General features: G+C 72.1%; 13 protein-coding genes. 3 read left to right on the top strand and 10 right to left on the bottom strand.

Features of this window, described 5'->3' with window-relative positions; genetic code table 11:
* Positions 1 to 18 precede the first annotated feature (18 nt).
* Positions 19 to 837 (bottom strand): AfsR/SARP family transcriptional regulator, encoded by an 819-nt coding sequence (locus JYK18_RS13740; RefSeq protein WP_206802445.1) that lies wholly within the window; start codon positions 835 to 837, stop codon positions 19 to 21.
* Between the two features lie 321 nt (positions 838 to 1158).
* Between JYK18_RS13740 and JYK18_RS13735 the strand changes: the two genes are divergently transcribed.
* Positions 1159 to 3615 carry a helix-turn-helix transcriptional regulator gene (locus JYK18_RS13735; protein WP_206802444.1) on the top strand — a complete coding sequence of 819 codons (2457 nt, stop codon included), beginning with the start codon at positions 1159 to 1161 and terminating at the stop codon, positions 3613 to 3615.
* On the opposite strand, the gene JYK18_RS13730 is transcribed toward JYK18_RS13735, so the two are convergent.
* From JYK18_RS13730 to JYK18_RS13715, 4 genes are all read right to left on the bottom strand, one after another.
* Positions 3557 to 6043 (bottom strand): acyltransferase domain-containing protein, encoded by a 2487-nt coding sequence (locus tag JYK18_RS13730; RefSeq protein WP_206802443.1) that lies wholly within the window; start codon positions 6041 to 6043, stop codon positions 3557 to 3559. The two genes, JYK18_RS13735 and JYK18_RS13730, sit on opposite strands and share 59 nt — an antisense overlap.
* Complete coding sequence (locus JYK18_RS13725; RefSeq protein WP_206802442.1) at positions 6043 to 7782, bottom strand: SDR family NAD(P)-dependent oxidoreductase; 1740 nt, start codon at positions 7780 to 7782, stop codon at positions 6043 to 6045. The genes JYK18_RS13730 and JYK18_RS13725 overlap by 1 nt, the downstream gene beginning before the upstream one ends.
* 169 nt (positions 7783 to 7951) lie before the next feature.
* Positions 7952 to 8620, bottom strand: a complete 669-nt coding sequence (gene phoU, locus JYK18_RS13720) for a phosphate signaling complex protein PhoU (RefSeq protein WP_206802441.1) — start codon at positions 8618 to 8620, stop codon at positions 7952 to 7954.
* A gap of 86 nt (positions 8621 to 8706) precedes the next feature.
* Positions 8707 to 10353, bottom strand: a complete 1647-nt coding sequence (locus JYK18_RS13715) for an LCP family protein (protein ID WP_242579095.1) — start codon at positions 10351 to 10353, stop codon at positions 8707 to 8709.
* Positions 10354 to 10355: 2 nt separating this feature from the next.
* On the opposite strand from JYK18_RS13715, the gene JYK18_RS13710 reads away from it, so the two are divergent.
* Positions 10356 to 11000 (top strand): hypothetical protein, encoded by a 645-nt coding sequence (locus JYK18_RS13710; RefSeq protein ID WP_206802440.1) that lies wholly within the window; start codon positions 10356 to 10358, stop codon positions 10998 to 11000.
* 303 nt (positions 11001 to 11303) lie between these two features.
* Here JYK18_RS13710 and JYK18_RS13705 read toward each other — a convergent pair whose 3' ends face one another.
* The 3 genes from JYK18_RS13705 to JYK18_RS13695 all read right to left on the bottom strand — a co-directional run bounded on the left by JYK18_RS13705 (position 11304) and on the right by JYK18_RS13695 (position 13110).
* Entirely contained in the window at positions 11304 to 11927 is a 624-nt protein-coding gene (locus tag JYK18_RS13705) for a GGDEF domain-containing protein (RefSeq protein WP_307795900.1), read from the bottom strand.
* 111 nt (positions 11928 to 12038) lie between these two features.
* Positions 12039 to 12467, bottom strand: coding sequence for a hypothetical protein (locus JYK18_RS13700; RefSeq protein WP_206802439.1), 429 nt, complete (start codon positions 12465 to 12467; stop codon positions 12039 to 12041).
* Positions 12468 to 12471: 4 nt separating this feature from the next.
* Positions 12472 to 13110, bottom strand: coding sequence for a 1-acyl-sn-glycerol-3-phosphate acyltransferase (locus JYK18_RS13695; protein ID WP_206802438.1), 639 nt, complete (start codon positions 13108 to 13110; stop codon positions 12472 to 12474).
* Between the two features lie 53 nt (positions 13111 to 13163).
* Between JYK18_RS13695 and JYK18_RS13690 the strand changes: the two genes are divergently transcribed.
* Positions 13164 to 13745, top strand: a complete 582-nt coding sequence (locus JYK18_RS13690) for a TetR/AcrR family transcriptional regulator (RefSeq protein WP_206802437.1) — start codon at positions 13164 to 13166, stop codon at positions 13743 to 13745.
* Here the strand turns inward: JYK18_RS13690 and JYK18_RS13685 are convergent, their stop codons facing one another.
* Positions 13746 to 14228 carry a helix-turn-helix transcriptional regulator gene (locus JYK18_RS13685; protein ID WP_206802436.1) on the bottom strand — a complete coding sequence of 161 codons (483 nt, stop codon included), beginning with the start codon at positions 14226 to 14228 and terminating at the stop codon, positions 13746 to 13748.
* Complete coding sequence (locus tag JYK18_RS13680) at positions 14225 to 14425, bottom strand: hypothetical protein (RefSeq protein WP_206802435.1); 201 nt, start codon at positions 14423 to 14425, stop codon at positions 14225 to 14227. Before JYK18_RS13680 ends, JYK18_RS13685 begins: the two co-directional genes overlap by 4 nt.
* Positions 14426 to 14516 lie beyond the last annotated feature (91 nt).

Below are 14516 nucleotides of genomic sequence, written 5' to 3'. Positions count from 1 at the left end.
AGCTCATCCCGGCCCGCCTCATGCGGTGAGCGCGGGGAAGAGCGCGTCCCCGGGCCGGGTCGGTTCCTGATCGGAGGTGAGGATGCACCGGTGCAGTCGGCGCAGGGTCAAGGACGGCTCGAGGCCCAGTCCCTCGACCAGGCGGGTGCGCAACCGCAGGTAGACGTCGATGGCGTCGCCCCGTCGGCCGGCCCGCTGCAGCGCGAGCATGAGGTGCCCGTGCAGTCCTTCGTGCGTGGGGTTGCGGGCCACCAGCGCGGTGAGCTCACCGAGCAGTTCGTGGTGCCTGCCGAGCCGGAGATCGGCGTCGATCCGGCGGTCGAGCACGCACAGCCTGGCCTCCTCCAGGCGGTGCACCTCGACCTCGAGCAACCCCCCTGGCATCACGTCGGCCAGCGCGCGACCGCGCCAGAGCGCCAGCGCGCGCCCGAACTTCTCCGACGCCCCGGCGAAGTCACCGGCCTCGCGAGCGCGGTGCCCGGCCTCGGCGAGCCGGTCGAACTCCTTGACGTCGATCGTGAACCCCTCATCACGGAGAACATAGCCCCCTATCTCCCGCGCCAGGATCGCCTTCGGGTCCCGGGTGCGGCCGTCTTCGGCGCCCGCGCCCGCCGCACCGATCATGGACCGCAGGTGGAGCACGTAGGTCTGCAGGGTGGTCCGGGCGCTGCGGGGGATCTTGCCACCCCACAACTCCTCGAACAGCGCCGAGTCGGGAACGAGCTCTCCGGCGTGCACGGTGAGCATGGCCAGCAGCTTGCGTTCCTTGGCCGCCGTCGGCGCGACCGTTCTGCCGCAAAACTGGACTTCAAGCGGACCCAGCACCCGGATGTCCATCACAGCTCCCTCAGCTCGTCGGCGAGCCGGTGGTCACCCCTGCCAGCGGCCCGATACCCAAAATTCAAAACCGGGCGGTCGGTTTTGTCAACGGTTTCGGTACCGGTCGGTCGGTTTTTTCGTCGAGTGGTCGACCCCTCCCACCTTACGCAGACAGCCGCGCGGAGTCGGGCAAAACGACCGGAAGCTGCCGATCTTGGCCATCGCGCCCACCTCGACAGCTTGTCGGATCCCACTCGAGCCGACCTCGATTCCCGGGATCGACCCCTTTTTCTCGGCTAACTTTCGCTCGAACCCCGCACACGACGCAAAGGGGACATCATGCTGATCGCACGGGACGAGCAGGTCGCGGTGCTCAAGGCGCGGCTGGCCGCCGCCGAGTCCGGCACCGGCTCCGCGACGGTGCTGACCGGGGGCGTCACCTGCGGCAAGACCGCGCTGCTGACCCGGTTCGCCGACCTCGCCGAGGACTCCGGCGCGCTCGTGCTGCGGGCCGGCTGCGCCCGTGCCGAGCAGGGCCTGCCCTTCGGCGCGCTCGCCCAGCTGCTCCCCGCGTCCGCGCTCGCCGACGAGCGGATCGCCAAGGCGCTCGACCACGATCCCGACCGCGTGGTGGCCGACAACGAACTGCTGCGGGTGTCACGCGCGGTCGGCGCCGCATTGTTCGCGCTGGCAGCCGAGCGGCCGCTGGCGATCCTGCTCGACGACGCCCAGTACTGCGACGCGCCCTCGATGAGCTGCCTGCTCTACCTGGTGCGGCGGCTCGGCGGGCAGCGGGTGACCGTGGTGCTCACCGAAGGCGCCGGTCCGCTGGCCCTCGACCCGCCGGTGCGCGCGGAACTCTCGCGCCAGCCGCACTTCACCGCGTTGCCGGTGGACCCGCTGCCCGCCGGGAACGACCTCCCGCTCACCGGCGGCAACCCCCAGCTGATGCGCGGGCTGACCGAGGGCCGGTTCACCGAGGCGCTGCTCGGCTGCCTGCACCGGGCGGCGCCGTCCACCGTCGAGGTGCTCGGCGGCATCGCCGTGGTCGGTTCGGCCGAGGACGTGGCCGAACTGCTCGGCCGCGAGGTCGACGCCGACCTGCTGGCGCTGCGGGCGAGCGGCCTGCTCAACCCCGGCGACCAGGCCCACCCGGACGTCGCCGCCGCGGCACTGGGCACGTTCTCCGCGGAGGCCGCCGCCGACCTGCACGAACGCGCGGCCGTGCTGACCCACACCGCGGGTGCGGCACCGGAGGTGGTGGCCGGGCACCTGCTGCGGGCCCCGCGCCTGCGCCCGGACTGGGCGGCCGCCGTGCTGGGCGACGCGGCCGACGCCGCGTTGCGCGACCAGCGCCCCGCCGACGCCGTCCGGTACCTGGAACTCGCGCGCACCTGCACCACCGATCCCGCGCACCGGCTCGACCTGGCCGCGCTGCTGGCGAGGATCACCTGGCGGCTCGACCCCGGGCAGTCCGCCCGGCACCTCGAACCGCTGGTGACCGCCGCCCGCGACGGCAGGCTCGCCGGCCGCGACACCACCGAACTCGTCGGTTACCTGCTGTGGCAGGGAAAGCACGAGGAAGCACTGGCCACCATCCGCGGTCTGGCCGGGGACGCGCACCAGCTGGCGCAGGCCGAACTCTGGCTCAGCACCACCTATCCCGGGCTGAAGCGGCGGATCCGGTTCGACCAGTTGCTGCCCGGCGGGCAGGCGGGTGGCGCGCCGAAGCCGACCGTGCTGGGCGCCGAGCACCTGCTGCAGCGCTCGCAGTTCGGGGAGCGCGACCAGATCTCCCCGCAGGAGGAGTTCGGCGCGCTGCTCACGCTGATCTACGCGGGCAGGCTGGACGCCGCCGCGCACTGGGGTCGGCTGCACCACCTCCGGTTGCGCACCACCAGCCGCACCGGGCAGGCGCTGCTGGCCGCCGTCCGCGCGGAAATCGCGATGCGCCAAGGGGAACTCACCGTCGCGCACCGCGAGGCGAGTGAAGCGCTGCGGGTGCTGTCCGAACGCGGCTGGGGCGTCGGCATCGGTTTCCCGCTGGCCAACCTGCTGCTGGCGCTGATCGGCATGGGGCGGCTGGACGAGGCCGCCGAGATCGCCGAGCGGCCGGTGCCGCAGGCCATGTTCGACACCCGGTTCGGCCTGCACTACGCCTACGCGCGCGGGCAGTACAGCATGACCATCGGCAGGCACCAGGCCGCGCTCGCCGACTTCCTGTTCTGCGGTGAGCTGATGCACAAGTGGGGGATGGACCAGCCGTCGGTGGTGCCGTGGCGGACCGGCGCCGCCCAGGCCTGGCTCGAACTGGGCAACCGAGGGCAGGCCCGCAAACTGGTCGACGCGCAGCTCGCGCTGGCCGGTCCCGACCAGCCGCGGGTGCGCGGGATCTCCCTGCGGGTGCTGGCCGCGGCCAGCGAACCCGGCCAGCGACCGCAGTTGGTGGCCGAGGCGGTCAAGCTGCTGGAAGCCGGCGGTGACCGGCTCGAACGGGCCAAGGCATTGCAGTTGCTGGCCGGAGAACGGCGCCCGCAGGTGCCGAAGGTCAAGCCGAAGCCGATGGTGCGCCCGGCCGCGGAAACCGTGCGCGGACTGGAAAAACTCAGCGAGTCGGAGAGCCGCGTGGCCGCGCTCGCGGTGTGCGGCTGCTCGAACCGGGAGATCGCGGGCAAGCTCTACATCACGGTGTCCACTGTGGAGCAGCACCTGACCAGGACGTACCGGAAACTGGGCATCAAGCGGCGGTGTGACCTGCCGGTCGAGCTGCAGACGCTGGCGATCCGGAGTGCGTGAGGTCGATCCAGTACCGCTCGCGCTGGAAGGGGTAGGTGGGCAGCGCGACGCGGCGGGCACCGGGGAAGCAGGCGCGCCAGTCCACCGCGGCACCCCGCAGGTGCGCGCCGGCCACCGCGGTGAGGAACGGCCGCAGGCCACCGGGATCGCCCGCCTCGGCGAACACGCAGCCCTGGTCGGCGAGCGCCTTGTGTGCGTGCGCGAACAGCACCGGCTGGCGGAGGTTCCAGTACCAGTAGTCGGCGGTCAGCTCGGTGGTGTCGAACCAGTCGCCGGTGACCGTGGAGAAGAACGGCACCGCGGCCGCGGCCGGGGTGATCCCGGCGAGCAGGTCCTTGACCAGCTGCTCGATCTCCTCCACGTGGGCCGAGTGCGCGGCGTGGCCGACCGGCAGCCGCCGCACCCGGATCCGGTCCGCCTTGAACCGGTACATCAGCTCGTCCAGCGCCGCGGCGTCGCCGCTGACCAGCACCGACTCCGGCGAGTCGATGGCGGCCACGGCCACCCGGCCCGGCCAGAAGCCGATCCGGTCCACCACCTCGTGCTCCGGCAGGGAAACCGCGACCACGCCACCGCGGCCGACGATGCCCCGCAACGCCCGCGCCCGCAGCGCGGCCACCTTCGCACCGTCCTCGAGGGACAACGCACCGCAGACCACGGCGGCGGCGATCTCCCCGTCGCCGTGCCCGAGCACCGCGGACGGCCGCACGCCGAACGACTCCCACAGCGCCGCGACCGCGACCTGCACCGCCCACCGCACCGGCAGCACCACGTCCACGCGGTCCGGCACCAGTTCGTTGTGCAGCAACTCGGTCAGCGACCAGTCGACGTGCGGGGACAGCGCCCGCTCGCAGTCGGCGATCCGGTCGGCGAACACCGGGTGCTCCAGCAGTTCGTTGCTCGTCCAGTCCAGTTCACCGCCGGGGAAGACGAGCACCGGCGCGGTGGTTTCGGCGGCGGATCCGAGTACGAGGTTCGGCGCGGTGCGCCCTTCGGCGAGTGCGGTCAGCGCTTCCCGGAACTCGTCGGGGTGCTCGCCGATGATCACCGCCCGCTGGGTGAACTCGGTCCGCTCGGTCAGTGAGAGCCCGATGTCCGCCGGCGCGTCGGTGTCCAAACAGGACAGTAGCTGGGTGGCCCGCGCGCGCAAGGCGGCTTCGGACTTCGCCGACAGCGGCCACGCCATCGGCAGGTCGGCGATCGGCTCGGCGGGTTCCGGCCGGACCGTCCGCCGCACCGATTCGAGCAGTTCCGGTACCGAGCCCGGTCGCTCTGGCACCGTGGCCAGCACCGGATGGCCGAGCCGTTCGGCCTCGGAAAGTCGTTGCAGGAGCAGGATTCCGGCGCCTTCCGCCGGATCGTCGGCGACCGCGTCCGGGGTGGCCAGCACGCTCGCCCAGCCCGCCAGCGCCATCGACGACTCGCCCCGGCGCAGCGATTCGACGGCCCGCCGGCACGCTTCACCGGTCTCCACCGCCGGACCGGCGAGGCCGAACGCCTGCGCCACGCGCACCGCGGCGGGCATCGGCGGCGCGTCCATGGAGGCCGCCCACACCAGCGATTCGTAGTGCCTGCCGTGCACGCCGGTGAACACCCCGACCTTCTCGCCGCGCATCCGTTCCGGGTCGATCCCGGCGTTTTCGAAGGCCTCCCAAGCGGTTTCCAGCAGCAACCGGTGTTGCGGATCGACCACCAGCGCCTGTTCCCCGGTCATCCCGAAGAACGCCGCGTCGAAATCGCCCGGCGCACGCAGGAAAGCGCCGTGTGGCGCCACATCCCAGCCGCGATCCTCGGGCACCGGCCCGATCTCGCCGGGGAAGCGCCCGCTCACCCCGATGACCGCGATCGGTTCGTCGTCCGTGCTTTCGTTGCTGTCCAACGCATACGCAACGCCCGCGCGCACGATCAGCGGTGGTGTGGCCGAACCGAGCACCTCCGGCAGCACCACGGCGGTGGCCTCGTGCTCGTCGGCGAACACCAGGCGTTCCCCGCCGCGCGCCAGTTCCCGGGCCTGCTCGGTGGTGGTGAACGGGACCACCCGCGGCTCCGGTCCGGCCGCCCGGGGCAGCGGTGGCCGCGGGTGCCAACCGTCGTCGGCGGGTTCGGTGGCCACCGCGGGTTCGACGATGCCGGTCGCGTGCCGGGTCCAGTCCTCGCCGGAGCGCGTGTAGAGGTGGACCGCGCGCATGCCGTTCTCCAGCGCGCCGACGCGCACCTGGAACCGCGCGGGCAGCAGGAGATCCGCTTCCACGCGTAGTTCACGCACGTGCCCGCACCCCGCCTCCGCACCGGCGAGCGCGAGCAGTTCGGTCACCAGCTCGGCGGGCAACGGCTTGCCCGCGAGCCACGGGTGGGTTTCCTCGCGGAGGTCTCCGCAGCACAGGAGCGCGCCGGTCCCGGCGATCGGCTCGACCAGGTCGAAGACCATCAGCCCACCTCGAGCGATCGCGCCGGGCGCGCGGGCACCGGCGGGCCGGTCATCTCGATCAGCCGGTACCCGTGCTCGCGGTAGGCGGACAGGTTGCGCTGGAACGCCTCCGCACCGCCCGACGACGCCCGGACCAGGCGGCGCACGGTGATGCGACCGGCGCGGAAGCGGAAGGTCAGCTCGTCGATCGCGGCCGGGTCCCCGGACACCACCACCGACTGGGGCCCGTCGACCGCGAGCACGCCGATCCGGCCGTGCCAGCGGGCGATCCGGTCGGCCACCTCGCTCTCCGGCAGGGACACCGCGACCATCTCCTGCGAGCGCACGGCGACCGCCTTCGCGCCCTCCTCCACGGTGAGCGAGCCGCCGACCACCGCCGCCGCGATCTCGCCGACGCCGTGGCCGAGCACCCGCGCCGGGCGCACGCCGTGGGCCCGCCACATCGCGGCGAGCGCGACCATCGTCGCCCAGTCCTGGCCGTGCCGGGGATCGGTGTACCTGGCCAGCCGCTGCTCGCATTCGGCGTAGGTGGCGGCGAAGTCGGGCGAGCGATCGCACAGGTCCGCGGCCAGCCCAGGCTGGCCGAGCCGGTCCGGGAACACGAAGATCCGCAGGTCGTCGGTGCCGCGACAGTCGTAGGCCAGTGCGTGCGCCCGGCCGCCGCGAGCGCGGCGGCGTTCGGCGAGCGCGGCCAGGTAGGCGCTCGTCGCCGCCGCCGCGCCCTGGCCGGCCCGTCCCTGCACGCCGTCCAATGTGGACATCAGGACGAAGGCGTCGAGTTCGGTGGCGGCGAAGACGCGGTCGAGGTTGCGCGCGCCGACGACCCGGGTGAGCAGGTCGGCCGGGCGCAGTTCGGGCAACGGGCCGACGGCGTCGTGCCCGGCGGTGTGCACCACCGCGTCGATCGGGCCGCACTCCTGCTTGAGCCTGGCGAGCGAAGCCTCGTCGGTGACGTCGGCGGCGGCCATGGTGACCCGGGTGCCCGCCAGCAGCTTGCGCAGCTCCGCCGCCTCGGCCGCGGCCGGACCGCGGCGGCTGACCAGCACGAGGTGCTCCGCGCCCTGTTCGGCCGCCCACCGCGCGACGCGGGTGCCGAGCGCGCCGGTGCCGCCGGTGATGAGCACGGTGCCGCGCGGGACCCAGTCGTGCCCGGGCTCGCGAACGGTGCGGGCCGCGTAGAGCCTGCCGCGGTCGATGGCGAAGCGGTTGTCCCCGCCGCGGTGGGACAACGCGGTGGCGAACAGGCGTGCGGTGTCCGCGTCGAACTCGGCGGGCAGGTCGACTATGCCGCCCCAGCGGTGCGGGTTCTCCAGCACGGCGGCGCGGCCGAGGCCCCAGAGCAGCGCCTGCACCGGGTCGCCACCGGTGGCCATCGCGCCGCGGGTGACGCACCAGAGCGGTACGGACTGGCCCGCGTCGCCGAGCGCCTGCATCAGGTACACAGTGGACGCGACGCCGGGCGGGAGGTCGCCGTCGGTTTCGGCGAGCGCGAGGAGGGAGACCACCCCGGACAGCTCGCGGAAGATGCGGAAGCAGTCGGCCATCGCCCCGCGGTCGCCGGCGGGCACCAGGATCGGCTCGGCGCCGAACTCCCGGAGCACCGCGGCGAACCGGTCGCCGTCGTCGAGGTCGGGCACCACGATCGCCCAGCGGCCGGACAGCGCCGGGGTGCCCGACACCGGCCGCCAGTCGAGGCGGTGGCGCCAGCAGTCCAGCGCGTTGTCGATCCTGTCGCTCATTCCGCGGCCCTCCGGTGAGAACGGCTCTCGCTCGCGGAACCAGCATCGGGGCGGGCGGGGATACCGCCCACCCCTATCAGCGCCGGAGGCCCCTACCCCGATCCCGGTCCCCGTACGGCCAAGGGGTCACCGGCCGGGAACAGCAATCGGGAAGCAGGGGTGCGGTGGCTCAGAGTTCGTCGTCGCCGGGGCCGTAGCCGGGCATGCGGCCGGTGACCACGAAGATCATCCGGCGCGCCACCGAAACCGCGTGGTCGGCGAAGCGCTCGTAGAACCGGCCCAGCAGGGTGACGTCCACCGCGGCGGCCACGCCGTGCGGCCACTCGCGGTCCATCAGCACGGTGAACAGGTGGCGGTGGATGTCGTCGACCTGGTCGTCGTCGGCCTCCAGCTCCTTGGCCGCGCTCACGTCCTTGGTCTTGATCACCTGCTCCGCCTGCCGCGCCAGCCGCACCGCGATCGTGCCCATTTCGGCGAAGTAGCCGCGCACCTGCTCCGGCAGCACCGGTTCCGGGTGCCGCCGCCGCGCCGCCTTGGCCACGTGCAGCGCCAGGTCACCCATGCGCTCCAGGCTTTCCGCCGCGTGGATGGCGGCGAGCACGGTCCGCAGGTCGGTGGCCACCGGCGCCTGCAACGCCAGCAGCGCGTACGCCTGCTCCTCGCAGGCCGCCCTGGCGTCGTCGACCTTCGCGTCGTCGCTGATCACCTGCTCGGCGACCGCGAGGTCGACGTCGAGCAGGGCCTGGGTGGCCCGCTCCATGGCGTCCGCCACCTGCACGGACATGGCCGCCAGCTTGTCGGCCAGTTGTTCGAGTTCGACGTGGTAAGCCTCGCGCATGGGCCTCACCATACGGCCAGGACCACGCGAACGCCGCATCGCTGGGTGAACCGGGCGTGAACCCGGCCTAACGAATCCGGCGGGGCCTACTTCCCCGGCTCGGCCTGGCCTTTCTGCGTGCCGCCCTGGCTCGCCGGCGGTGGCGCGGCCGGTTTTTCGTCGGGCAGCGGGCTGTTGGTGATCAGCGCGCCGAACAGTTCCTTCGACTGCTTCTGCAACAGCACCTCGTTGCCGCGCTCGTTCGCGTCACCGACGGTCGGCACGGTGATGAACTTCACCGTGTCCGGGTTGAGCCCCTTCATCGACTGCGCCAGCGTGAGCATCTGGTCCACACCGATGTTGTCGCCGAAGGTGGCCGCGGTGAACGCGTTGATGAAGCCGGTCAGCTTGCCGCCGTCGAACAGGACTTCCTTGGACATGGTCTTCTTCAGCAGCGAGCCGATCACCAGCTGCTGGCGCTTGATCCGGCCGTAGTCGGAGGTGACGTCGCCCTTGACCTTCCGCGCCCGGACGAAGTTCAGCGCCTGGTCACCGGTGATGATCTGGTCGCCCGCCTGGGGCACGACCACCCCGAGCACCTCGTCGATCACCGGTTCCTCGATGTGCACCGGGACCCCGCCGACCACGTTGATCATGTCCTTGAAGCCGTGGAAGTCGATGCCGACGAAGTGGTTGATCTTCATCCCGGTCAGCTGCTGGATCTGCTTGGTGGTGCACTGCGGGCCGCCGATCGCGTAGGCCTCGTTCAACTTGGCCCGCTTCTTGCCGGGCACGACCTCGTCGAGGTACTGCCCGGTGCCGGAGTCCCAGCGCTTGCAGTCCGGCCGGTCCACCTCCAGGTCGCGCGGGAAGCCGACGACGATCGCGCGCTTCCGGTCGGCCGGGATGTGGGCGATCATCAGGGAGTCCGACCGGGCGCCGCCGACCGAGTCCGCGGTGCCGACGCCTTCCTCGGCCTCGGCGCCCGCGCGGGTGTCCGAACCGGCGATGAGGAAGTTCTCGTCGCCGAGCTGCCCGGCCGCGTCCTGGATGTCCGCCGAGTTCTCGTCGAGCGCGGCGATCTGGTTGAACTTGCTGTTGAACCAGGTCTTCATGCCCCACCCGGCGGCGCTGAGCACGAACATCAGGCAGGCCATCACGATCGCGGTGATCCGGCCCGCCTTGGCGGTGCGCTCCTGGTTGCGCTGCTTCTTCTCCTGCAGCCGGGTCTGGGGCGCGGGCTCTTCCTCGGGTTCTTCGGCGTTCAGGTGCCCGAGCGGGTGCGGTCGCGGTTTGGCCGCGTTCTCGCTCGGGTGCACGACGCGCTGCAGCCGCGTGCGGGTCTGCTCGATCAGCTTGACCGGCGCGGCGGTGAAGCGGGTGAGGCGCTCCTTGCGCTTGGCCTCCTCGGCCGCCATCTCGTCGTGCGCGGCGGAGAAGCGGGCGAGGGTGTTGTCGATCTTGCGGCGGTACATCGTCGCGTCGTCGACCGGCTCCATCTGGTCGGTCATGATCAGCCGGTCCTCGGGGGACGGCCGTTCGGGACGCACGGGCTTGGGCCGCGGCGGCTGTTGTGGTTGTGGCTGTGCTTGCGGTTGCGGCGGGCGCGGGTTGGCCACCGGTGGGGTGACCGTGGTCTTGGCCTCGGCCGGGGGCACGGGCGGCGCGGCTTTCGCGGGTGGCGCCGCGTGCGCGGGCGGCGCCACGTTCGCCGCGTTCATCGCGGGTGGCGCCGCGTTCGCCGCGGGCGGCATGGATGGCGCCACGGGCGGCGGTGGCGGCGGCTGACGACGCGACGGCCTCGGCGGCGCGGGCGGCGTACGCGGGGCGCGCGGCGGGGGAGGGGCGCTGTGCCGACGGCGGCATGCCGTTCGCCGGCGGCCCCGCCTGCCGACGCCGTCCGGGCGACCGACGCGGCGGCACCCCACCGGGCGCCGGGTTCGAGCCGGTCACCGGCTGGCGTCGAGGCGGCATCTCCTCATGCTTGTTCCGCGGCGGCGGCACCGGCCGAGGCGCGGGCAGGCCGGGCGAGCTCGGATGTCCTGGTGCGGGCAGCCCCGGTGAACTCGGGTGCCCCGGAGAACCGGAGCGACCCGGCGCAGGAAGCCCCGACGAACTGGGGTGCCCCGGCGCGGGAAGCCCGGAAGAACTCGGGTGCCCCGGGGCGGGAAGCCCCGAGGAACTGGGGTGCCCCGGCGCCGGAAGGCCCGAAGAGCTGGCGTGCCCCGGCGAGGCCGACCGCGACCGCGCCGACCGCGCCGATGGGGGCGGCGGCTCGGGCGCCGGTGGCGGCGGAGGCTCGGGTTCCGGCTCCGGCTCGGGTTCGGGCTCGGCCACCGGCGGGACCGGGTACTTGCCGGTCGCCTTGGCCATCACCTCGTTGACGCTGATGCCGCCGTAGGTGTCCATCGAGCGGCGCCGCGACCTGCGGGAACGACCGGTGCCAGAGGGGAGGTGATCGTCAGGCACTCAGTCTCCCTTCAGCACAACGGTGGTGAGTCGACCACGTTCCTCGACTGGACTCGGGGCAGGCGGGCTCCGGAGGATCATCGCCAGCCGGATGGCTTTCGTTATCCTACGGATACCCGCCGTTCGTGACGACACCATCCCGTGATGTTTTTACACACGGTGTGAGTTCAGCGGGTTACCGACAGGTTCCAGTCCACCGGTTATCACCCGCAGTGGGAATTCGCGCGAACACGAGTTACCCAGAGTGGCGAATCTGTCCGGGAATTTCCGAATCGGGATAGGCGACCACATTACGGCCGGCGCGCTTGGCCGCGTAAAGGAGGGCGTCGGCTTCGCGGAGGCGTTCCTCCGCGGGTCCCGGCCTGGCCGTCAGGCCCGCGCTGACCGTCACGGCGAGGCCCGGCCGCACGCGGTGCCACGCGTACCGCGCCACGCGGAGCCGTGCCCGCTCGACGGTCGCCAATGCCTCACGGGCGCCCAAATCGGGCATGACCAGCACGAACTCCTCACCGCCGTAACGCGCGCAGAAGGCGCCGTGCGGCAGTTCGTGCTTCAGCAGCGCGGCCACGCTCCGCAGCACGCGGTCGCCGACGAGGTGCCCGAAGGTGTCGTTGACGTGCTTGAACAGGTCGATGTCGACCATCGCGAGCGACAGGTGGCCGTCGGCGAGCCGCGCCAGCTGCTGGTCGAGGAAGCGGCGGTTGTAACCCGCGGTGAGCGCGTCACGCTCGAGCGCGGAGCGAAGGTGCAGGTAGGCGCGTTCCCAGTTGCCCTGGGCGGCGAAAACGGAGGCCATCGTCTCGTGCAGCGCGGGCAGATCCGCGGCCTCGGCGTGGACTGCGATCCCGTCCTTTGACACCGCTTTCACCTCCGCCACCTGATGTTCGTCGTCGAGCAAGAGGCGGCGCTTGAGATATCGGGACGCGGCGAAGGCGAAAATCGCTCAACCGGACGACGAAGCGTAACCGGTTCACGATTTCGGACACGGAGCGAAGCCGTAAACCCGTCGATCGAGCAGAACTACGCGTTGCGAGGCGATCTGCTCACCGATCGCGGCGCCCGCCCGGCGGATCGTCAGCGACACCGCCACCACGTACACCTCGCCCCGCGGCGGGTCGCCACCATCGGGTGACCACTCGGGATCGGGGCGGGCGGTGGACATCGCCGGGTAGACGTCGAGCGTGAGGTCGCCGAGGTCGCAGTCCTGGCCGGTGAAGTCCGGGTGCTGCACGGTTTCGAGGAAGCGCTCCTGCTCCTCGGGGCCCTGGTCGCCGGCCCGGTTGAAGTTGTCGAAGTAGCGGCCGATCAGGTCGGTGTCGGTCTCCTGCCGCGGCTTGAGCGGAGTCACTCCGCAGCCGCTGACCAGCAGGGCGAGCGCCAGGGCCACCGCTTTCCGCATGCGGTCAGATTACCGGGGAGCTGTTGAACTCCGGCGCGGTTTCCTGGCCCGACATCCGCTGGATCGCGTGCATCACCTCGTCGGTCACCTCGCGGCGCGCCGGGCCCGACTTCGGTGGTCCGCTGCGGTGGATCGGCGGCCCGAAGGTGACGCCGACCCGGTGCGGGCGCGGCAGCTTCCGCCCGACCGGCTGGAGGCGGTCGGTGCCGGTGAGCGCGACCGGCACCACCGGCACGCCCGCCGTCAGCGCCAGCCACGCGACGCCGGTGCGGCCGCGGTAGAGCCTGCCGTCGAGCGAGCGCGTGCCCTCGGGGTAGATGCCGAACACCTTCCCGTCGGCGAGCACGCCGAGCGCGGTTTCCAGTGCGCCCCGCGCCGCGCGGTGCGTGCCGCGCTCCACCGGCACCGCGCCCGTCGCGGTGAAGAACCAGCGGATCACGCGGCCGCGGAGCCCGGTGCCCTGGAAGTACTCGGCCTTCGCCAGGAAGTGGACCTGGCGGCGGGTGACCAGCTGGAGGACCACGCTGTCGATGAAGGACAGGTGGTTGCTGGCGAGGATGACCGGGCCGGTGCGCGGGAGGTGCTCGTGGCCGCGCACGACCGGCCGGAAAACCAGGCGGAAGAGCAGTCGGAGAAGGATCACGTGCGCACTATAGCTCTTTTAGCGTCCGATCGGTCGGACGCTAAAATCGGCCGGTGAGCCCACGCCGTTCTGTCACCGATGCCCGATCCACCCGGTCCGCAATCCTCGACCGCGGGGTCGAACTGGCGACCGTCGAAGGTCTCGACGGCCTCACCATCGGGCGGCTCGCGGCGGACCTCGGCCTGTCCAAGTCGGGTGTGCTCGGGCACTTCGGGGCCAAGGAGGCGCTGCAGCTGGCCGTGGTCGAGACGGCGACGGAGCAGTTCGGGCGGGAGGTGGTGGAGCCGAGCACCGGCACCACCCCGGGCCTGCCCCGCCTGCGCGCGCTGTGCGAGGCGTGGCTGGCCCACCTGACCCACCCGTGCGGTGGTTTTTTCGTCTCCGCCGCCGCCGAATTCGACCGGCGCCCAGGCCCGGTACGCGACGCGATCGCCGGGATGAGCGCCCTGTGGGAGCGTGACCTGCGGATGCACGTGCGGCTGGCCCTCACCGACGGTGACCTCGATGGTGACGCCGACCAGATCCTGTTCGACCTGATCGGCACCATCCTCGCGGCGAACCACGCACTCCACCTGAGCGGAGATCCGCAAGCCCTGTCCCGAGCGCGCCTCGCACTGGCACGAACCCTCGGCTGACTACCCGCGTTTCTCCTGGAGCAGGCACAGCAGCTCGACCGGACTGAGGCCGCACAGGGTGGCGGCTTCCCGGAGTGCGGGCTCGTCGAGTTCGATCTCCGGGTCCGGCCCCGGTGGCAACAGGGCCACCTTCGCCTCCGCCCACGCGCGGAGCGGACGCAACTCCGGGTTCCGCGCGCGGGTGATCACCTTGAGCCGCACGCGGATGCGCGGGCCCACCTTCCGCAGGTCCCGGTGCACGTCGGCGAGCACCTCGTGCGCGGTGGTGCCGAGCACCTCGCACAGCTCCACCAGCCGCGACACGGTCAGGCGGCGGGCGCCGGACTCGTAGCTGCCCAGCGTGCCGATCGACATGTCGTTGTGCAGCCGCGCGCACACCTGCTCGCGGCTGAGCTTGCGCGCCCGCCGGAGCCGGCGGAGGTGCTCGCCGAGCACCTCACGGAACGGCTGGTCGAAGTCCGGATCCACGGACACGCCGCTCATCGGCCCACCCCTTCGATCCGTTCGGCGCGCTCGCGCGCCTCCTCGGCCAGACCGGCCAGCAGCTCCGCGAGCTGCCGCAACTCGGCGGCGCTGAACTCAGCGTCGTCGATTTCCCTGGTCAGGCGCATCACCACGGTGCCGACGCCGCGGTTGACCCTGATCAACCGGGCAAGGGCACGCTCGTCTCGTTGACCCATGTCCACCCCCTCGTACAAATAGTGGCATATGCCACTATCGATCATGGGAGGCGGACGTTTCATGGATTGGGTGTCGGCGAGTCGGGGCGCC

This window comes from Amycolatopsis sp. 195334CR, assembly GCF_017309385.1.
GTDB lineage: Bacteria > Actinomycetota > Actinomycetes > Mycobacteriales > Pseudonocardiaceae > Amycolatopsis.
The sequence above is the reverse complement of the archived record's forward strand: the minus strand, read 5'-3'. Positions and strand labels throughout refer to the sequence as shown.